The sequence below is a fragment of the Pontibacillus sp. ABV4_188 genome, assembly GCF_056311905.1.
Genome location: NZ_CM149975.1, coordinates 525658 through 544826, shown reverse-complemented (window position 1 = coordinate 544826; position 19169 = coordinate 525658). Strand labels below are relative to the sequence as shown.

At 40.0% G+C, this 19169-nt stretch carries 20 protein-coding genes; 13 read left to right on the top strand and 7 right to left on the bottom strand.

Annotated features, from left to right (window positions below):
- The first annotated feature begins 148 nt into the window (after positions 1-148).
- The 4 genes from ACYX4O_RS02820 (at position 149) to ACYX4O_RS02805 (ending at position 4322) form a co-directional block, all read left to right on the top strand.
- The gene (locus ACYX4O_RS02820) at positions 149-382 is read left to right on the top strand and encodes a hypothetical protein (protein ID WP_476354405.1); all 234 of its coding nucleotides are present in this window, start codon (positions 149-151) and stop codon (positions 380-382) included.
- Positions 383-631: 249 nt separating this feature from the next.
- Positions 632-1984, top strand: coding sequence for a phage portal protein (locus ACYX4O_RS02815; protein WP_476354403.1), 1353 nt, complete (start codon positions 632-634; stop codon positions 1982-1984).
- The gene (locus tag ACYX4O_RS02810) at positions 1941-3695 is read left to right on the top strand and encodes a phage major capsid protein (protein ID WP_476354401.1); all 1755 of its coding nucleotides are present in this window, start codon (positions 1941-1943) and stop codon (positions 3693-3695) included. Before ACYX4O_RS02815 ends, ACYX4O_RS02810 begins: the two co-directional genes overlap by 44 nt.
- 75 nt (positions 3696-3770) lie before the next feature.
- Entirely contained in the window at positions 3771-4322 is a 552-nt protein-coding gene (locus ACYX4O_RS02805; RefSeq protein ID WP_476354399.1) for a major tail protein, read from the top strand.
- A gap of 295 nt (positions 4323-4617) precedes the next feature.
- Here ACYX4O_RS02805 and ACYX4O_RS02800 read toward each other — a convergent pair whose 3' ends face one another.
- The 3 genes from ACYX4O_RS02800 to ACYX4O_RS02790 form a co-directional block, all read right to left on the bottom strand.
- On the bottom strand, positions 4618-4911 hold the full coding sequence (locus tag ACYX4O_RS02800; RefSeq protein WP_476354397.1) for a hypothetical protein: 294 nt from the start codon (positions 4909-4911) through the stop codon (positions 4618-4620).
- Positions 4912-4996: 85 nt separating this feature from the next.
- A complete protein-coding gene (locus ACYX4O_RS02795; RefSeq protein ID WP_476354395.1) occupies positions 4997-5770 on the bottom strand; it encodes a hypothetical protein in 774 nt (257 codons plus the stop codon).
- A gap of 168 nt (positions 5771-5938) precedes the next feature.
- Entirely contained in the window at positions 5939-7018 is a 1080-nt protein-coding gene (locus tag ACYX4O_RS02790) for a tyrosine-type recombinase/integrase (protein WP_476354393.1), read from the bottom strand.
- A gap of 336 nt (positions 7019-7354) precedes the next feature.
- Here ACYX4O_RS02790 and ACYX4O_RS02785 point away from each other — a divergent pair, with 336 nt between their 5' ends.
- From ACYX4O_RS02785 to ACYX4O_RS02770, 4 genes are all read left to right on the top strand, one after another.
- On the top strand, positions 7355-7573 hold the full coding sequence (locus ACYX4O_RS02785; RefSeq protein ID WP_476354391.1) for a PLD nuclease N-terminal domain-containing protein: 219 nt from the start codon (positions 7355-7357) through the stop codon (positions 7571-7573).
- Positions 7570-8478: an ABC transporter ATP-binding protein gene (locus tag ACYX4O_RS02780; protein WP_476354389.1), complete on the top strand. Its 909-nt coding sequence runs from the start codon at positions 7570-7572 to the stop codon at positions 8476-8478. The genes ACYX4O_RS02785 and ACYX4O_RS02780 overlap by 4 nt, the downstream gene beginning before the upstream one ends.
- Positions 8478-9254, top strand: coding sequence for an ABC transporter permease (locus ACYX4O_RS02775; RefSeq protein WP_476356993.1), 777 nt, complete (start codon positions 8478-8480; stop codon positions 9252-9254). The genes ACYX4O_RS02780 and ACYX4O_RS02775 overlap by 1 nt, the downstream gene beginning before the upstream one ends.
- A 269-nt stretch (positions 9255-9523) precedes the next feature.
- A complete protein-coding gene (locus ACYX4O_RS02770; RefSeq protein ID WP_476354387.1) occupies positions 9524-10303 on the top strand; it encodes an SDR family NAD(P)-dependent oxidoreductase in 780 nt (259 codons plus the stop codon).
- 17 nt (positions 10304-10320) lie between these two features.
- Here the strand turns inward: ACYX4O_RS02770 and ACYX4O_RS02765 are convergent, their stop codons facing one another.
- A complete protein-coding gene (locus ACYX4O_RS02765; protein ID WP_476354385.1) occupies positions 10321-11046 on the bottom strand; it encodes an N-acetylmuramoyl-L-alanine amidase in 726 nt (241 codons plus the stop codon).
- 46 nt (positions 11047-11092) lie between these two features.
- Positions 11093-11320 carry a hypothetical protein gene (locus ACYX4O_RS02760; protein WP_476354383.1) on the bottom strand — a complete coding sequence of 76 codons (228 nt, stop codon included), beginning with the start codon at positions 11318-11320 and terminating at the stop codon, positions 11093-11095.
- Positions 11321-11525: 205 nt separating this feature from the next.
- Here ACYX4O_RS02760 and ACYX4O_RS02755 point away from each other — a divergent pair, with 205 nt between their 5' ends.
- The 5 genes from ACYX4O_RS02755 (at position 11526) to ACYX4O_RS02735 (ending at position 17228) form a co-directional block, all read left to right on the top strand.
- Complete coding sequence (locus ACYX4O_RS02755; RefSeq protein WP_476354381.1) at positions 11526-12539, top strand: ABC transporter ATP-binding protein; 1014 nt, start codon at positions 11526-11528, stop codon at positions 12537-12539.
- Entirely contained in the window at positions 12520-13494 is a 975-nt protein-coding gene (locus ACYX4O_RS02750; protein ID WP_476354379.1) for an ABC transporter ATP-binding protein, read from the top strand. The genes ACYX4O_RS02755 and ACYX4O_RS02750 overlap by 20 nt, the downstream gene beginning before the upstream one ends.
- 43 nt (positions 13495-13537) lie before the next feature.
- The gene (locus ACYX4O_RS02745) at positions 13538-15184 is read left to right on the top strand and encodes an ABC transporter substrate-binding protein (protein ID WP_476354377.1); all 1647 of its coding nucleotides are present in this window, start codon (positions 13538-13540) and stop codon (positions 15182-15184) included.
- A gap of 131 nt (positions 15185-15315) precedes the next feature.
- The gene (locus ACYX4O_RS02740) at positions 15316-16320 is read left to right on the top strand and encodes an ABC transporter permease (RefSeq protein WP_476354375.1); all 1005 of its coding nucleotides are present in this window, start codon (positions 15316-15318) and stop codon (positions 16318-16320) included.
- 14 nt (positions 16321-16334) lie between these two features.
- Positions 16335-17228 (top strand): ABC transporter permease, encoded by an 894-nt coding sequence (locus ACYX4O_RS02735; RefSeq protein WP_476354373.1) that lies wholly within the window; start codon positions 16335-16337, stop codon positions 17226-17228.
- 58 nt (positions 17229-17286) lie between these two features.
- Here the strand turns inward: ACYX4O_RS02735 and ACYX4O_RS02730 are convergent, their stop codons facing one another.
- On the bottom strand, positions 17287-18735 hold the full coding sequence (locus ACYX4O_RS02730) for an FAD-binding domain-containing protein (protein ID WP_476354371.1): 1449 nt from the start codon (positions 18733-18735) through the stop codon (positions 17287-17289).
- 132 nt (positions 18736-18867) lie between these two features.
- The gene (locus ACYX4O_RS02725) at positions 18868-19164 is read right to left on the bottom strand and encodes a hypothetical protein (protein WP_476354369.1); all 297 of its coding nucleotides are present in this window, start codon (positions 19162-19164) and stop codon (positions 18868-18870) included.
- Between the last annotated feature and the right edge of the window lie 5 nt (positions 19165-19169).

The window sequence follows — 19169 nt, the reverse complement described above, 5'->3', positions numbered from 1 at the left end:
TAGAGTCGGTGATACCGACTTAAAATAATTAAGGAGGATAGCAAGACTGTTTGTTTTTGCTAAATTCCCATACTTTCTCCTTATATATGGTCACGTTTTATTCCATAGTAAAGCGTGGCTAACTTTTTTACTGAAAGCAGGTGAAACAATGAATCAAGAACCAACGATTGACTATACTCGATTGGCATATGAAAACCCAAAAGATTTTGTATTACATTATAAAAAATTATTTATCCTTTATGGCAGTGAACAAGGAATGGAACAAGAACAAACCAGAAAATATGTAAATGGCAAAATACGCTCGATACAACAACAAGTTCCTTCAGCAAAAGAATTAACCCTTTCAGGCGTTAAATATCATTGGCCTAAGAAAAGGACATAAAATATTAATTTTACGGCATGGAAAATGCCAAAGATTACATTCCTCTGAGTGTAATGTTTGGTGTTCTTTCTTAGCACCGAAGTAATAAAATGATTTTCATTTTTGTTACTTCTTTTTAAGTTAATGTTTGATTTTCTTCTTGTTTAGTGCTTAGGTGCCTTTCTTCCACCTAAGTACGATAATACGAAGAAATTAGTTGCGTTCCCTATTGGGAGCGCTTTTTTAATTTATACGAAAGGAGAGCATTGAATGAGTTGGACAGATGCTTTTAAAGGATTGGAATATAAACGCAAACTCGAACAATCCGAGCAAGAAAAACGAACCATGACTCTTGATAGCCTTGGTATAACTGGCAATTCTTCCATTTTCGGTGTGAATAGCGCTGACGAAGATAGTGTACTGCAATTGGAAACCGTTCAAAAATGCTTGAATGCTATTACTGGAAAACTTGCTTCTCTTCCGATTAATTTACATCGAAAAGATAAAAAAGGAAATCTCGAACGTATTGAAAATGATAACCGAGTTTATTTGCTCAATGAGCAAAACGAACACGAACAAAGTTCAGACGACTTCATGAAGTTGATGTTAAAAGATTATTTGCTACACGGACAAGCACATGCTTACAAAACGATAGATATTATCAAAACTATTAAGTTGAACGGTGTGGAACGTCACAAAGAAGGAATTGCAGAATTGAACCACATTCCTGCTAAAAACCTTGAAACTGAAGTATTTCACAATGGAGTCAAATACACAGGTGCTGAATACACACAAACGGTTATGCTGGGAACTCCCACTAATCAAAATAAAAATCAAACTACGTTCAAACCTGACCAATTGCTACGAGTGACGAAGGACCCAAATAATAATCAATATGAAGGGGTTGGAATTCTCACTTATGGCAAGAAAACTTTTGAACAAGCATTTGCTGAGCGTGATTACATTATTCACCTTTGGAACAACGGTGCTGTTCCTAAATCTTATTTAACTTCTGCTAACAGTTTAAGTAAAACTGCAGTTGATAGATTGGGAGAAAGTTTTAATGAGAATTTCGGAGGTATTGGCAACTCTGGAAAAATGCCAATTCTTGAAGAAGGACTTCAATATAAACAGTTAACTTACACCCCAGAACAAATGCAACAATCCGAAGTCACTAAACAAACTGAAAAAAGAATTTGTAACTTGTTCGGTGTGCCAGAAAGCATGGTTTCAAGTGAAGCGAATAAATACAACAACATTGAACAAAACAGCATTCATTTCTACGACACTACGCTTCATTCAATCATTGAAACTTTCGAATCTGCTTTCAACCGCCAATTGTTAACTGAAGAAGAAAAACGTCAAGGATATTTCTTCCGTTTCGACACTTCCCAGTTAATGAGGACAACGGAAAAAGAGCGTACTGAAACAATCAGTAAACAATTTAATGATGGAATGATTTCATTTAATGAAATGCGCTCTAAATTAGATTTGCCAACGCAAGATAAAGATTTCTTCAATTCTTCTCTTGGCAAAGTTTACAAATATGAAGATGGTTCTTTCGAAGTTCCAAACGTAGATGGCGGAACTAAGAAAACTGACAAAGGAAGTGATTCCGATTAGTACGGAATTTGAAAAACGGAATATTGACGTGCGGGGACTCGTTGGAGCAGAAAACTCTGACGAGTCCCTTCGTGTATCTGGATATGTAAACAAAACTGGCACGTGGAGTCGTGAACTCGGAAGAAATGTGAAGTTCAAAGAAACGATTCCAAAAGGCGTTTTTAAACGAGCAATTGAACGTGCTGAAAAAGTTGATTTTCTATTGGAACACAATGCTTCAGACGTCCTCGCATCCACGAGCAATGATTCATTAACGCTTCGTGAAGATGACGAGGGTCTTTTTATGTCTGCTGAAATCAGTCCCACAAGTTGGGGCAAAGACACCTACCAATTAATCAAAGACAACCTCTTAGAAGGTATGTCGTTCGGCATGAAAGTGCTGAAAGACAAATGGCAGAAACTTGCTGACGGTACTTACGAACGTACCATCACAGATTTGAAACTATTTGAAATTACTGCCACTCGCAACCCTGCGTATGAGCAGTCCAATATTTCCGCTCGTTCTTTAAACGTTGTGGAAGACCCAAAAATTACAATTAAAAAGGAGCAAGATTTTAAAATGAATTTATCTACACTTACGCTTAAAGAAGCAAAAGAAAAACGTAACGCTATTCTTGACCGCATGGACAACTTACAGAAAGACGGAGAAACTCGCTCTTACGAAGAACATGAAAGTTTAGAAATTAGAAAGATTTCTTCTCAACTTGATGAACTTGACGGTTTTATTGCCAAAAAAGAAAACGCTACTTACGGTTCAGAAAATCGTGCGCTAAACGCTAAAGATGACGATTCCGAAAGTCGTGCAGTAGAGCAATTTATCCGTAAAGAAGCTGGCGAAGAACTTCGTGTGCTTCAAACAAGTGCTGACCCTGGGCAACTTTCAGTTCCAACTCAATTATCAAACACTATTGTAGAGAAACTTCAAGAAGCAGCTCCACTATTTGCTCGCACTCGTAACTTTACACCAGTGAATGGTTTCCTTGAAATTCTTCGTGAGAAAACATTTGGTACTGGCGGTTTCGTTGGAGAACTAGAAAACGTTCAATCTAACGATTTCACAATGGACAAAGTTCGCCTTGACCAAAAACGTGTTGGTACAGCAGTTGAAATTTCTAAACACTTAATTCACGATAGCGGAATTGATATTGTTAACTACGCAACTGGATTGCTTTCTAAGCGTTTGGGTCTTACAATCGACAATTCAATCCTTAACGGTGACAAAACAACACAATTCGAAGGTCTTGTAAATTCCGTAGCAATTGAAGAAGTTTCAGCAGCTGCTGCAGACTCCATTACAATTGACGAATTGCTTAATTTATACAATTCAATTCACCCTGAATACATCTCAGGTTCAGTATTTGTTGTTAGTCGTGCTACATTCAACATGATTTCTAAACTTAAAAACAATAACGGTGATTATCATTTAGTGCGTGACGTTACTGAAAATGGCCCAGTTTACAAATTGTTCGGTCAACCAGTCCTTATCAACGACTACATGCCAGGTCCTTACGCTGACCAACGTGCGGTATTCTTTGGTAACTTGGGTGAAGGTTATGCAACTATGACTAAGCAAGGTTTCCAACTACAACACATTAATGGTGATTCTCAGCAAGCACTTCGTGGTTCTCACTTAATCATGATGGACGGTTACATGGATGGTAAGATTCTTAACGAAGACGCTCTTAAGTTCCTTAAGATGGCAGTTGCATAATAAACAAATTTTCTAGGAGTCACTTCGGTGGCTCCTTATTTTTTTATATTAATTTAACGAAAGAAGGAATTCGATATGGCTAAAAAACGATTGGGTGGCTTTTCATCCATTCATGTGGCTCCTATAACTGGTTCAACGTTCGGAACTCCAGAACCACTTACTGGTGCTAAATCAATTGAAGCAGAATTGTCTTACGAATCTGTGAAATTCTACTCTGATAATACGGTTGATTATAACGACAACATTTTCAGCGGTGGCGAAGGAACGCTAACGCTTTCTGGGTTAACTGTTGAAGATTACTCTAAATTATTCGGTGCTCAAGTCAATGATGGTGGCGTACTTGTGTCCACTACTGACCTAACACCTGAAAACGCATTGCTTTTTGAACGCAAAAAATTAGGCACAAATTCCACAATTCGATATGTGCTTTATGCAACTAAATTCCAACCACCAAGTGTAACTGCACAAACGATGGAAGGAACAGTTGAAGAAGAAAATGTTGAACTAACGTTCAATATTCGTGAAATGGATAATGGCGAAGTCTTTTATCTTGTCGATGAAGATGAAGAAAGCACAGGAACCAAGCATGAAAATTGGTTTACTGAAGTTCAACTACCAACCGCATAATATTATAAAATGAAAGTTTTATAATACTATCAATCGAAAAGAATTGTGGCAAGGTCTTTAGTTTTGCTATAAGAGCGTATATATACAGTATAACGATATTTAGTAACTAACCTTCCAATAGTTGTTAAATATTGCTCTTTTCGGTTAATAGTCAAATCAATGATGAAACATTGGTGATACGGAAGTCCTTAATTGGGCTTCCGTCTTTTTTTTATGAGCAATTTTAATATTCGATTTTCAATGTTCGGTATGATACTAGCATTGTAGTGTAATGAATCTGAATGTAAAGCAAATTTTAATATTTTCTTCTGTTAGGTCTCGTTTTGAGCATGTAACCAGATTTCATTAATTTATGTAATTCATCCTTTGGTTTGCTTTTGATTACACCCACAACATAATCTTTTTCAATTTCCATCTTGTATTTTTCATTTGCTTTTTCTACTACCTTCTTAATGCTGTTTGTTATTGCATATTCTTTGATAATCCACTTATCAAGAGTATCTGCTTCGTATTCTTCCACCAGTTGTAAATAATGCTGAAGTCGTTCCACTTCTTTTTGCGCTCGTTCCACAGTAATTAATTTGGACACAGCTATCCCTCCTTTGGTATAAAAGATATTTCGCCATCACATGACAAAATTCCTTTTTTTACCTTTGAATATTAATAATCAAAAATCATTCATTTAACCAATCGTAATACACCCCACTCAATTTAAGCTCCATCACTTTCCCCTTTTTCAAATCATGCTTATGAGCAATATTTTCAAGTGAACGACAAGCATACGTTACTACGTTGTTTTTAGGTACTTTCCGATTCATACCTCGTGAAACGGTCTCTTGAACGAATGCTGACACAAGCAATGACCACTGCTGTTTATTCCAACGACCTATTGAGAACTTCGTATATAAATCATTACATGCTTTCCTTAAAGATATTTCAAAATCATGTGTATTCAAATAGTTGTTCATGCCTTTTTTATTATTAACAATATCTTTCTTTAAAGGTTTTTGTTCATCGTCTTTTGTTTCGTTAGAAACAATATTTCGGTGTTCAGGGAGATGGTCAGACGGGTGCTCTTCATGTTGTGGTTCTTGCGGTTCCTCGTACTGTTGCTCGATTATAAATATATTTGCAGATTGAGTTTCGTTTTTTCGTTTTGCTACATTAACCGATATGAGACCTAATTTTTTCATCAATCCGAAGAAGCGTCTTACAGATGATAGCGAAATAGATTTTTTGAATCGCTGCTTAAACATTCGCTGAAATGAATTGTAGGAAACAGAAAACACACCATTTCCCTTTTTGGCTAAATCGCTCATTAAATATACACATCGAATCTGAAGATTGGAATACTCCCAGCATTCTTTTACCTTTTGAACAAATTTACTTGCTTCATATTTTATCTTTGAATATTTTGCTAATTCTTCGGAAGTTCCGTTTAACAGCATTTGTCATTCTCCTTTAAATTGAGGAGTTATCATGCTATCATTAAACATGACAGCTCCTTGTGAGTTAGTTGCGGAACGTCAACCTTTGACTTGGTAGGTGGAAGGTTTGGCGTTCTTTTTATTTTACATAATTTGAAAGTTGCTCTGAACCTATGTTAATAGGGTTTTTTAAAAAATTTTGTTGTTCCGTTTTCTGCTCGTTGATTCTTTAGCATTGAAAAAACCATGGCTAGCATGCTTGTCTTTCAATGTCGTGTCAGCCATATGAGCATACGTCAGTACGGTTCGTAAATCTGCATGACCGAGTAAACGTCTCAACGATTCAACATCACCGCCAGACGACAAATAATGGGTTGCTGTCGAGTGTCTGATTAAATGTAGATAAAACCGTTTCTTTATGCCAGATTCAACTGCGTATTTCCTAATGTCCCTCAATATATTGTTCTTGTCCAACATTCGCCCCGAGAGCGTTAAAAAAATTAAATCGTCTACTTCATCTTCAAATGCTTCATTCTCTTCAAGCAATTTCATCAATAGTCGATATGTTTTATTTGATAATGGTATAATGCGTGCTTTACGTGATTTAGCGTTGTTTGATTGAATGACAACACTTCTATTTACGTGGTCTATATCGTTCGGGCTTAACGTCAATGCTTCCGTTATACGCAACATTCCATCCACTAACAGATGAAGGAGAACGTAATCACGAAAATGCTTGAATGATGTTTTGGAATGAGATTGTGTCACTTTCAACAAATTGGTTATTTCTTCACGAGACAAAATATCAATCGTATGCTTTTCCTTCTTAAACCCTTCAAAATCATCAAATGGGTTCTTGCTCATATGCCCCTGCCGAACACACCATTTCACAAACGTTTTTACATATTTAATTCTGCCATTGATTGAAGCGTCTGAAAGTCCTCTAGTTTGAGCACTTTTCGGTTTGTATTTGTGACCATTAAATCTTATGGCTTCGTGCTTCATCCAATAGACATAATCGGAAATAAAATTGGTATCAATGTCACTCAAATATAATGGCTGATGGCTCTTTGAAGATTGGAACTGCTCCAAACTTTTAAACGTGCTCACATGTTGATTTAATGAAGACGGTCTAAGATTTTGCTTAACCTTATAATCGAGAAATTGCTCAAAGATGATTTTGGCACGCTCTTTGGATATTTTCTTTTCATCTTTGCGCTTATGTGGCTGTCTTTTTTTTACCTTTGGCTTTTCATTAAAATACTCCATAAAAAAACACCCCGCTGATTCTGAATTAACAGAATTAACGAAGTGTAGCGTTTCGGTCAAAAGTTGACCTACATACTTCAGTCAAATGAGTATGTAGCAACGTTGATATATCAGTAATTTGAGCGTTTAATACTTTAAAAACGCCCGAGACACTGCCAGTGTAGCGCTCTCCCAGCTGAGCTAATGCCCCGAATGTAATGTAAGTCAACGACTATTATACTGTACAACGGTAATCTTAATCAATCCTTTTTCAAAAAAATCTAATTTCTTATTTTTCATGAACCATCCCCCTCCCCCATACGTTATATAAGTGAATACATAGAAGGGATGATGGAAATGGAACAAACATTTAATGAAGTAATCAGTAGCATTCCATGGGGGATTGTAGCTCCTCTCCTAGTTATACAAGGCATTTTACTAATAGTCGCCTTAGTGGATTGGTTTAGAATTGAGAGCACAAACGGTCCAAAGTGGGTCTGGTTAATCATCATACTATTTTTCAATATGCCTGGCCCCATTCTTTACTTCCTTATAGGAAGGAGAAATGATGGATGAGTTTTATACACGTACAACATTTAAAGAAACAATTTGATGGGACTGCTGTGATTGAGGATGTTTCCTTTGAATTGGAGAAAGGAATGTGTGTATCCTTACTTGGCCCAAACGGAGCCGGTAAAACAACAACCTTGCGCATGCTTTCTGGTTTAATGAAGCCAACGTCTGGCTTCATTACGTTTGAAGGCAAGTCCAATAAAGAAGACATTCGTTCTTGGATTGGGTATTTACCTCAGTATCCTGTCTTCCATAACTGGATGTCAGGTCGTGAATTCCTCATCTATGTTGCTCGCTTAGCTCATTTATCTAAGAAAGAGGCCGCAAGCCGTGCGGATCAACTTTTACAAAAGGTAGGGTTACACGAAGCTAAAAACCGTAGGATCGGAAAGTATTCTGGTGGAATGAAGCAACGACTCGGGATTGCACAAGCCATGATTCACCGCCCCAAATTAATCATGTTCGATGAGCCAGTATCCTCCCTTGACCCAAACGGGCGTCGTGAGGTACTAAATTTAATAGAAGAATTAAAGAAAGAAACGACGATCTTGTTTTCGACACATATCTTAAGCGATGCCGAGGAAGTGAGTGATAGACTGTTGCTCCTTCATAATGGGACCCTGCATCATTCAGGGACAATTGAAGAACTACAAGCAACTCAAGCTGTCAACAGAATCATTATTGAATTTGAATCACATTCAGAGCTATATATTGAACAACTTTATTCATTACCAGAGGTGCTCCAGGTAGAGCCAAACGGAGATGCACTCTACGTTGAGGTGAACAAAGTAAAAGATGCAAGGTCAGCTATTTTACAACAAGCCGTCGAACATCACTGGCCTCTTACCTCGTTTGAAATCGGACACCTTTCCCTAGAGGAGTTATTTATGAAGGTGGTGAACGAGTGATGCAGTGGATGACACTATTTCAAAAAGAGACACTCGAAAATTGGCGGAACTTCAAGTGGTTGTGGGTACCGATTACGTTTATTCTTTTAGCTGCCCTAGACCCAGTTACGACACATTATTTACCCGTCATCCTTGAAAAGTCTGGAGAGTTACCTGAAGGAGCGATCTTACACTTACCAACTCCCACACCGGCTGAAGCATACTTATTAAGTTTCGGACAGCTTAACCTCCTAGGCGTTGCCGTTGTGCTACTTATGACGATGGGGATGATTGCCGCAGAGCGTAAGAGCGGAGTTACAGAATTAATTCTAGTAAAACCCGTGAGTTATACAGCCTACATTACGGCTAAATGGGCAAGCACGCTTGTACTTATCCTTTTCAGTTTATTCCTTGGTTTACTAACTAGCTGGTATTACGTCAATATCCTATACGGAGACTTAGCATTCTCTATTATGATCGGTTCCTTTTTCCTTTATAGTGTATGGATTACATTTGTCCTTACCATCTCTATCTTTATGAACGTATTTTTTAAAACACCGGGACTGGTTGGATTTCTATCAGTAGCCCTTATTATTCTTATGAACAGCCTTAACGGACTTGTATCAAGGTTCATTGACTGGTACCCACCTCAAATCAATACGTATATAAGGGAGTATGTCATAAACGGCTCAACCAGCGGAGACCTGTGGCTTACTATTATAGTTACACTGTTCCTTACAGTATTCTTGCTCATATTTTCGATTATGATTTTCCGAAAGAAAGAACTAGCTGCATAAAAACAAAGCCCCTTCTTAATTTAAAGGTTATCTTTTGTGAAATGTTTGTTAGAAAATCGGGTAGTACTATTACAGACATAAAACTGAGACACTTTATTGTGTATAGCTCCATTACGTTCAGTGAATGGTAAAGTATTATAGCTCCCATGCTTACGAATGTGGCATGCTTCCGTGCTTAACCAATCCAAGTTGACTTTATGTATAAACTTATGTATGGTTTAAATACTTAAACATACGAACTAACAAACATTGTAGGAGGTCCTTTTGCTATGAATCCAACTGCCCTAATTACAGGAGCATCTAGTGGTTTAGGATACGAATTCGCAAAACTTTATGCAGCAAACGGCTATAACCTGATTATAACTGCCAGAAACGAAGAGAAACTTCAGAAGCTGAAAGACGAATTGAATCACATAGAGGTTACGATGATCCCTAAAGACCTCTCTCAACCTGGGGCTTCAAAGGAGTTGTATCAACACGTCCTGGATAATAACCTTACGATCAGCGCGCTCGTCAACAATGCTGGTTTCGGATTAAATGGGTATTTCGATGAACTTTCCCTTCAAGAACAACAAGATATGCTTCAAGTCAATATTACAGCTCTGACTGAACTTACACATTACTTCCTGCCTTCTTTGAAAAAGGCAGCAAATCAGGGATTGCCGGCTGGAATCTTAAATGTGGCCAGCACTGCTGCATTTCAACCTGGTCCTAAAATGGCTGTTTATTACGCTTCTAAATCTTACGTTCTTTCCTTCTCAGAAGCCATGGCGGAAGAATTAAAAGGCTCGAATGTACATGTCACGACGCTATGTCCTGGTGCAACGGAAACGAACTTCTTTAAAACAGCAAAAGCAGAAAATTCTAAGCTTACTTCGAGCACCATGTCTCCCCAGATGGTTGCTAAAGCTGGATTCGAAGGATATATGAAGAAGCAGCGTGTCATTGTACCCGGTCGTGTGAACCGCGTGAGTGCCCTTGCTGCTAAATTTGTCCCTCGTTCTGTCGCCGCTCGCATTGCACAAAATATGAATAGTGCCAATTCCTAAAGGAGTTGGCACTATTTTTATGCATCAATTACATAAACGACCCATCCGAACTCTTCCTCTAGTACGGATGCATAACGCTCAGCTTCCTCTTTTGATACAAAGGTTCCTGTTATGAGTCTGTAAGGGGGGTTAAAGTTTGAATGGTCCGCTCGTTCATACACTGTCCAGTTAAAACGACTTAATAAGCGTTTTTTCCCTCCCGATAGTTCTTCTGCCGTAGAGAATGTCCCTGTCATTAATCGGTATCTTTTGACGTCTGCTTCTACCTTCGCTTTTTCAAGCACAGTCCTATAGTCAAAACTAGGGCAGGCTTTCCATTCATAACCTGGGTATTCATTGTGACCTAACGTACGTTTATAGCCGGGCATTCCTTCTTTTAATGCCTCATGAAGAACCTTAAGCGCCTTTTTTTGATCTAAACTCGGTTCATAATACCTGAAGTCTCCTACCAAACAAACTCCGATCGCTCGTTTATTCCCACTTCCTACGTGATAGCTCATTCGATCCAAATCGTGGTTCCATTCAATCGTCCCATCTTTCAGTATGACAAAGTGATAGCCGATTCCTGGCCATTCGTTCGTGTGGACGTGGTACCTGGCAAAAGCTTCAGAATCTCCTTCATCCGTTAGCGAATGGTGGATCGCTATATCTGTTTTATTTTCTAAACCAACCCTTTTATACTCACCATCACGCGCCGTTTTTCCTCGTAAATCTACTAGTTTAGGCAGACTTTTAATCTTCATCCCCATTTTCCTCCTTCGTTACTTCCTCTATAATTTCTTTGCTAACTTATTTCTCTTCATCTTTAGACTTTTTTTCTTCTTCTAATAGCTCTTTGATAACTTCCTTCTCAGGAGAATGAATAACCCCTAGGAAGATTAAGATAGTAAGAATTACACTCACGTACATATCATAGCGATCTACCATATCGATAAACCCACAGTCCTGCAAAAACATTCCCAATAATGCTGCAATAGCTACCCACAGTCGGTAACTCTTCCATCTATTTCCTTTCATATGCTCACCTCCTTGTCTTTCTCTATAAGATATGAAAGGTGGTCCACCTTTGACTGTACAACCCCGAAAAACCAACGCCTCTCACACCTATAATCTCTTCCAAACCAACTCTAGGTGTCTATTTTCTATCAAAATCATTTCGTGAATATTCATTTCATTACATGAATAGAGTGATAGTACTAGTTTTAGAGAAAGAGGTGGAACTGTGGACAAGCAACAGGACATTTTACATGTACAAGGATTACGGACAAGTTTCTTCACTGATAACGGAATTGTTCCAGCAGTAGATGATATCCATTTCACCATTCATAAAGGGGAAATATTAGGGGTTGTTGGGGAATCCGGGTGTGGGAAAAGTGTTACTTCGTTATCAATCATGGGGCTTCTTCCTCAAGCAGGAAAGGTCGTTGGAGGGGAGATTTTTTTCCAAGGTGAATCTCTTACGAAAGCTACTGAAAAAAGAATGCGTTCAATAAGAGGAAATGAAATTGCAATGATTTTTCAGGAGCCGATGACCTCACTCAACCCCCTTTTTAAAATAGGAAACCAGCTCACGGAAGCCATTCATACACACCAATCCTGCTCAAAAGAAGAGGCAAGAAAGCGAACCATTGAGATGCTTGAACTTGTTGGGTTACCAAGAGCTAAACAACTCCTAAACGATTACCCTCATCAGCTATCAGGCGGCATGAGACAGAGGGTTATGATTGCGATGAGTATGATTTGTGAACCACAACTTTTAATTGCGGATGAGCCTACAACAGCTTTAGACGTAACCATTCAGAAACAAATTCTTCAATTGATGAAAGAGTTAAACCGGAAACTTCACACGTCTATTATGATGATTACTCATGACCTCGGGGTTGTAGCTGAAGTCTGTGACCGGGTTGTTGTGATGTATGCAGGAAAAATTGTGGAGGAAGCTCCTATTAGGAAGGTTTTCAAACACTCATTACATCCATATACAAAAGGGCTCCTTGCATCTGTTCCTGATATTCGCTCCAAGAAGGACCGCCTTCAATCCATACCAGGTAATGTGCCAAAACCTGGATCCATCGTTAAGGGCTGTCGCTTCGCTGAACGCTGTGAACATGCCATGGAGCGGTGTTTTGTTGAAGATCCCCCTCTTTATAAAGTAGAAACGGATCAACAAGTAAGGTGTTTCCTTTATGACACTGAGACGAGAAAGGAGGTAAGCCATGAAACTACCATTACTTGAAGTGAACCAGGTGAAGAAATACTTTCCCATTACCGGTGGCATCTTCGGCAGAAAAGTTGGAGAAGTAAAAGCTGTGGATGGGGTTTCTTTTGCGGTATATAAAGGAGAAACGTTGGGACTTGTTGGGGAAAGCGGCTGTGGAAAGTCAACAATTGGACGTCTTCTCCTTCGCCTTTTAGAAGTAACAGATGGTGAAATTCGTTTTGAGGACAAAGCTATCCACGCCCTATCTTCTAACAACATGAAGAAGATTCGAAAAGAAATGCAGCTCGTATTCCAAGACCCCTATGCCTCTCTTAATCCAAGACACAAAGTTGAGAAGATCTTAGAAGAGCCACTCATTGTTCATGGCATTAAGGATAAGAAAGAACGGCGAAAACAGGTCATGAATATGCTTGAAACAGTCGGTTTAGACCAATACCACGCCGCGCGTTACCCCCATCAATTTAGCGGAGGACAGCGTCAACGAGTCGGAATTGCTCGTGCATTAATGACAAATCCGAAGCTCATCATCGCAGATGAACCTGTATCTGCTCTTGATGTTTCCATACAATCTCAAGTTTTGAACTTGTTAAAGGATCTACAAGCTGAATTTGACCTCACTTATATATTTATTGCACATGATTTAGGAGTTGTTCGTCATATCAGCGACCGTGTTGGCGTAATGTATTTAGGAAGAATGGTCGAGCTAACAGACAGTGAAACCCTTTACGAGGAACCACTTCACCCTTACACCAAGTCTCTCCTCTCTGCTGTTCCTGTCCCAGACCCAGACCATCAATCAGATAGCGATGTTTTAACAGGAGAAATTCCGAGCGCTTCTAACCCACCTAAAGGCTGTGCCTTTCATACAAGGTGTAAAGAATGTATGGACGTATGCAAAACGAACCGCCCCGCTTTTCAAGAAATTAATCCTGGGCATCACGTTGCCTGTCACCTTTATGGTGATGCGTAACCTTTATATAAAGCTTTTAAAACATTAAGGGGGAATTTCAAGGATGACGAAACGTTTTTGGCTTTTATCATTACTACTTTTGCTTGTCTTATCTGTCGCTCTAGTTGGGTGCAGTGACAAGGAGAAAGAGGAAGAAACAAAGGAACCTGCTACAGAAGAAACGACCGATGATGGCTCTGACGAGGGGACTAAAGAAGTTAAGGATACCTTAGTTTATGCTCGTGGTGGAGACTCTACAGCTCTTGATCCAATCACAACGACTGAAGGGGAGACATTCCGCGTCACAGAGAACCTTTTTGAAACCCTATTAAACTATGAAGAAACTAATACAGAACTTGTACCTGGCTTGGCTAAGGGTTGGGGAGTTTATGATGAAGGATTAACGTACAAATTCTTCCTTGAAGAAGGGGTTACGTTCCATGATGGTACACCGTTTAATGCAGAATCTGTTGTGTATAACTTCGAGCGCTGGATGAACGGCGACTCCGATCAATTCCCTTACTACACGATGTTTGGTGGATTTAAAGGGGATGAAGGGCACGTCATTGAAAGCGTGGAGGCAATTGAGGAATTTACTGTTCAATTTACTCTCACACGTCCACAAGCTCCATTCTTAAAGAACTTAGCGATGTCTCCATTCGGAATGGCTAGCCCAGCGGCCCTAGAGGAATACGGAGACAAATTCACAGAAAATCCTGTCGGAACAGGACCTTTCAAGTTCTCTGAATGGAAGCGCAACGAACGCATTGTCTTAGAGAAGAACGAAGATTACTGGAAAGAAGGACTTCCGAAACTTAATAAAGTCATTTACACGGTTATTCCTGAAAACTCTGCTCGCTTAAATGCTCTAATGACAGGAGAGGTTGATCTTATTGACGGCGTTAACCCTTCTGATGTAGAACGTATTAAAGCAGATGACACTCTTCAACTACTAGAACGACCATCTATGAACGTAGGGTATATGGCTTTTACTATGAACCGCGAAACACCAATGGCTGATGTATTGGTTCGCCAGGCCCTCTCTCATGCTGTGCCGAAAGATCAAATTATTGAAGCCTTTTACGGTGGATTAGCAGAGCCTGCTAAAACCGTTATGCCTCCGAGTATCGAAGGATACAATGATGATATCGAAGATTATGAATACGATTTAGAGAAGGCTAAATCTCTCTTGGCTGAAGCCGGATATGCAGATGGCTTCGAGTTTGATTTATGGTATATGCCTGTTCCACGCCCTTACATTCCAGAAGGCCAAAAGATCGCAGAGGTGCTACAACAAAGCTTCGCTCAAATTGGGGTAACAGCGAACTTACAAACAGCTGACTGGGGCACGTATCTTGAAAAAGCCAGCAAAGGGGACTTTGATGCCTTCTTGCTCGGCTGGACAGGTGATAATGGCGACCCTGACAACTTCATTTACACGTTACTTGATAAAGACAGCATTGGCAGTAACAACTATGCTTATTACTCAAACGATGAGCTTCATGACATCTTAATTGAAGCCCAAACGATAACCGATCAAGATAAACGTAACGAACTATATAAAGAAGCCCAAGTTATCGTACACGAAGACGCACCATGGATCCCGCTCGTTCACTCTACTCCAGTCATCGCAGCTAAGAAAGAAATCAGCGGCTACGTCCCACATCCAACCGGATCCGAACCAGTCACAAACACAGAATTCACCAAATAATAATTTCACACATTAAAGCAGTAAACGGTGCCAGACACCATGCCACACTGTACAGCATTAAAGTGGTGCAGGGTGTCTGGCACCCTTCTTTATGATAAAGCATTAAAGTTTGCTATTACGGGAGGTGTCGTATGGGGGCTTATGCAGTTCGTAGGGTTTTTATGCTTTTACCTGTTTTGTTTGGTATGAGTTTACTTGTATTTTCTATTATTTATTTGATACCAGGGAATCCAGCTCAAATTATTTTGGGGCAACGAGCAACCGCTGAAGCCATTGCTGAAGTAGAGAAACAGCTCGGACTTGACCAACCCTGGCATATTCAATATGTAGATTATATTGGAAGTCTTCTTCAGGGCGACCTTGGGACATCTATTAAAACGAACGTTCCAATCAGTCAGGAGATCTTCCCTTATCTCGCTGCTACAGTAGAGTTAACCATCGTCGCTATGGTCATTGCCATATTTATCGGTGTGAATGCAGGAATTATTAGCGCTTGGTTTCATAACTCCTGGTTCGATTATACCGCAATGGTGTTTGCTCTTATTGGTGTTTCAATGCCAATATTCTGGCTCGGTTTAATGGAACAATATATCTTCTCTGTTCAGTTAGATTGGCTTCCTTCTACCGGTCGTTATGAAGCTTCAAGCGTAATCGATCCCATCACGCATTTGTATTTGGTGGACACTCTTATACAAGGAAACTTGGAGCAATTTACAGACGTAGCTAAACACTTAGTTCTACCTGGCATTGCTCTTGCCACTATTCCAATGGCTATTATTGCCCGTATGACTCGTTCGTCGATGCTAGAGGTCATGCGTTCTGATTATATTCGTACCGCACGCGCAAAAGGACTCACAAACTTCTTTGTTGTGTACAAACACTCTCTAAAAAATGCCGTAATCCCTGTCCTTACTGTTATAGGACTTCAAACTGGCCTCTTACTAGGTGGCGCCATCTTGACCGAAACCATCTTCGGTTGGCCTGGTATCGGACGCTACATTTACGATGCCATCCAGTACAGGGACTACCCTGTAATCCAGTCTGGGATTCTATTAATAGCTACAATATTCGTCTTTATTAACGTTATTGTGGACTTGCTTTACGCCTTGGTTGATCCAAGAATTGATTATAAGTAGAAAGGAGGAAACGCATGCAGACCACACCTTCCCTACAACCACCCGCTAATACCTCCATAGAGAAACCATCATCTCCATGGCGTGACGCATGGCGAAGTTTTGCCAAAAATAAAATCGCTATCGCAGGCATGAGTATCGTTGTCTTCTTTATCTTAGTAGCTCTTTTCGCGCCACTCATTATGCCCTACGACCATTCTAAACCGGACCTAATTAATCGATTAAAAGGCCCTTCTGCTGAGCACTGGCTTGGGACGGATGATTTCGGGCGAGATATTCTCTCGCGCATTATTTATGGTGCACGAATCTCTCTTTGGGTTGGTTTCTCTTGTGTTGCAGGATCCATCCTAGTAGGTTGCACACTTGGAATACTCGCCGGTTTTTATGGAAAATGGGTGGATACAATCATCTCAAGAATATTTGATATCCTTCTTGCCTTCCCTAGCATCCTACTAGCTATTGCCATCGTAGCTATACTAGGGCCTGATTTACAAAACGCCCTCATAGCCATTGCCGTCATTAACGTACCAAATTTCGGGAGACTTATTCGCTCAAAAGTGTTGAGTGTAAAAGAAGAAGAATACATCACAGCAGCTAAGTCAATCGGTATGAATGATGCGCGCATCCTTTTTCATCACGTACTCCCAAATAGTATGACCCCCGTTATTGTACAAGGGACACTTGCTGTAGCTACAGCAATTATTGAAGTAGCTGCACTCAGTTTCCTAGGTCTGGGGGCACAATCACCAGACGTCGATTGGGGAAAAATGCTCGCAGATTCAAAAAGTTACCTCGTACAAGCCCCTTGGACGATGATTTTCCCTGGACTTGCTATTATGCTGACAGTGCTTGGTTTCAATTTAATGGGGGATGGCTTGCGAGATGCTCTGGATCCGAAGATGAAACAATAACAAGCTTGACCACTTAAAAACGCGAAGAGTTCAATTACTCTTCGCGCTTTTATACATTTCATTCGGTAAATAAATCGAAAACGATTTGTGCATCCGCTTGCTTTTTTTCTGAACCTTCCCCATTATTCTCTACCTGTCCCATACGCGCCTTAACATTTCGATTAGCCCTACCTACATCCACAATCGGACCAAAGTATTCCAGATGAAAGAATCCATCATATTTCCAAGGCTCATGGATATATGAATCTGGTACACGCTTTAATTCCGGTACATACTGACGCACAAATCTCCCTTTTGGATCATACTTTTTCCCTTCTTTGATAGGGTCGAATAACCGCATCCTTTTAATAGATTCAGGTGATACTACTGAATGGACCTGTTTATAATGAATACCCGGCTCATAATCTACGAAAAGCCCTGCAAGGTAGTCAGCTGGTTCCTTCGAGTTCATTCTAAGGGTGTGGCACGCAAATGATAGAAGCATGGCCCGTGATCTAAAGTTAAGCCAGCCAGTCTTTATGAGAGCTCGCATAGCTGCATCAATCATAGGAAGTCCTGTCTCTCCTTTGGACCAACGTTCGAAGCCCTCTTGCCATACTTCCCGGTTCTGATCAAAGGTAGGATTACCGGAGGTGTAAACAAATTCAGGATGATTCTCAATCCATTGAATGGAACGACAATGCTCTTCTAATTTAGAGTTGAACGCTTTTAACTGTTTCCGATCATCGCTCCTATCACATTGGTGCAGAGCTTCCTTCGTTCGCTTAACTACCTGCCTCATAGATACATTCCCCCAGGCAAGATAAGGAGAGATTCGACTACAAGTGTTCGTTGAAGCAAGAGGATTGGCTAGCTCTTCTTTGTATCTTGTAAAACGTTCATCAAGAAAACTATCAAGTGTTTCATGTGCCAGCCCTTCTCCCCCTTGTTGTCCATATTTAATGCGCGATCCACCTATTTCGAATCTCAAAAGCATGTCCATATTAGTGGAAATTGTACTTGGTAGGTTTTCCTGATCAATGGTCCAAATGGAATCCGGGGCATTCATGACAGGCATCCCCATAAACTCTTTCCAATCTTTCTTAAAAAGCTCCTCATTCCTCTCTCCTCGCACAACGCCACAATGTGGATATTCATGAAAACATAGCCCACGGGCCTTCATCCACTGACGCACACGCTTGTCTCGCTCGTATGTAAGTGGGGTTCCATTCTCTTCATGAGCATGTAATGTAAAAGGGCCAACCGATTCGTAAATCGTATGAAGAACGCTCTCCATCTCTCCAATCGTCACAAACAACGACCCCCCTAACTTTTCAAAAGCCCCCTTTAAATCTTCCAAACTTTCTTGCACGAACTGAAAATGGCGGATGGATAATTCGCTCTCTTGCCAGATAGACGGTTCCGCCACATAAAGAGGTAAAATAGGTTCCCTTTCTCTCCATGCTTCCTGAAGCGGACGATGATCATGAACCCGTAAATCTCGTTTATACCAAACTACATGTAACACAAGAATCCCCCCCTCTTGATGTACAATTATTGTAAATCAAATTGCAAACATTCGCACAGATCTAGAAATCATCTCTTCAAAAAAAGGAGTACTCGGTTAACCGAGTACTCCTTCTCTAACGATTTCAAAACTTTATAAATGATAGGCAATTCCTCTGCAAAATTCGTAAACAAAATCTGCATCAACCATCTTCGTTGACCCATTAGCAGAACATAAGTAAAACGTACCTTCAAGATTATGAATATAGTCACCGCTTCCAACATATTGACCGTTTCTTAATTCGATTAAACAATTCGGCACGTGTACGACGTTTTCGTTTCTAAAAGTAGTCAAATACTTTACCGCTTTCTCATCTTGTTCTTGTTTCGCCCGGGAAATGCTTTGCAATAAACTTAAGTCCGATTCAAGGTATTTCGCTGTCATTGTCATATGCA

Bases quoted from the DNA above. Each gene is read 5' to 3' on its own strand.
- ACYX4O_RS02820 (WP_476354405.1), top strand. From the start codon at position 149: ATGAATCAAGAACCAACGATTGACTATACTCGATTGGCATATGAAAAC.
- ACYX4O_RS02815 (WP_476354403.1), top strand. From the start codon at position 632: ATGAGTTGGACAGATGCTTTTAAAGGATTGGAATATAAACGCAAACTC.
- ACYX4O_RS02810 (WP_476354401.1), top strand. From the start codon at position 1,941: ATGGCGGAACTAAGAAAACTGACAAAGGAAGTGATTCCGATTAGTACG.
- ACYX4O_RS02805 (WP_476354399.1), top strand. From the start codon at position 3,771: ATGGCTAAAAAACGATTGGGTGGCTTTTCATCCATTCATGTGGCTCCT.
- ACYX4O_RS02795 (WP_476354395.1), bottom strand. From the start codon at position 5,770: ATGCTGTTAAACGGAACTTCCGAAGAATTAGCAAAATATTCAAAGATA.
- ACYX4O_RS02790 (WP_476354393.1), bottom strand. From the start codon at position 7,018: ATGGAGTATTTTAATGAAAAGCCAAAGGTAAAAAAAAGACAGCCACAT.
- ACYX4O_RS02785 (WP_476354391.1), top strand. From the start codon at position 7,355: ATGGAACAAACATTTAATGAAGTAATCAGTAGCATTCCATGGGGGATT.
- ACYX4O_RS02780 (WP_476354389.1), top strand. From the start codon at position 7,570: ATGAGTTTTATACACGTACAACATTTAAAGAAACAATTTGATGGGACT.
- ACYX4O_RS02775 (WP_476356993.1), top strand. From the start codon at position 8,478: ATGCAGTGGATGACACTATTTCAAAAAGAGACACTCGAAAATTGGCGG.
- ACYX4O_RS02770 (WP_476354387.1), top strand. From the start codon at position 9,524: ATGAATCCAACTGCCCTAATTACAGGAGCATCTAGTGGTTTAGGATAC.
- ACYX4O_RS02765 (WP_476354385.1), bottom strand. From the start codon at position 11,046: ATGAAGATTAAAAGTCTGCCTAAACTAGTAGATTTACGAGGAAAAACG.
- ACYX4O_RS02760 (WP_476354383.1), bottom strand. From the start codon at position 11,320: ATGAAAGGAAATAGATGGAAGAGTTACCGACTGTGGGTAGCTATTGCA.
- ACYX4O_RS02750 (WP_476354379.1), top strand. From the start codon at position 12,520: ATGAAACTACCATTACTTGAAGTGAACCAGGTGAAGAAATACTTTCCC.
- ACYX4O_RS02745 (WP_476354377.1), top strand. From the start codon at position 13,538: ATGACGAAACGTTTTTGGCTTTTATCATTACTACTTTTGCTTGTCTTA.
- ACYX4O_RS02740 (WP_476354375.1), top strand. From the start codon at position 15,316: ATGGGGGCTTATGCAGTTCGTAGGGTTTTTATGCTTTTACCTGTTTTG.
- ACYX4O_RS02735 (WP_476354373.1), top strand. From the start codon at position 16,335: ATGCAGACCACACCTTCCCTACAACCACCCGCTAATACCTCCATAGAG.
- ACYX4O_RS02725 (WP_476354369.1), bottom strand. From the start codon at position 19,164: ATGACAATGACAGCGAAATACCTTGAATCGGACTTAAGTTTATTGCAA.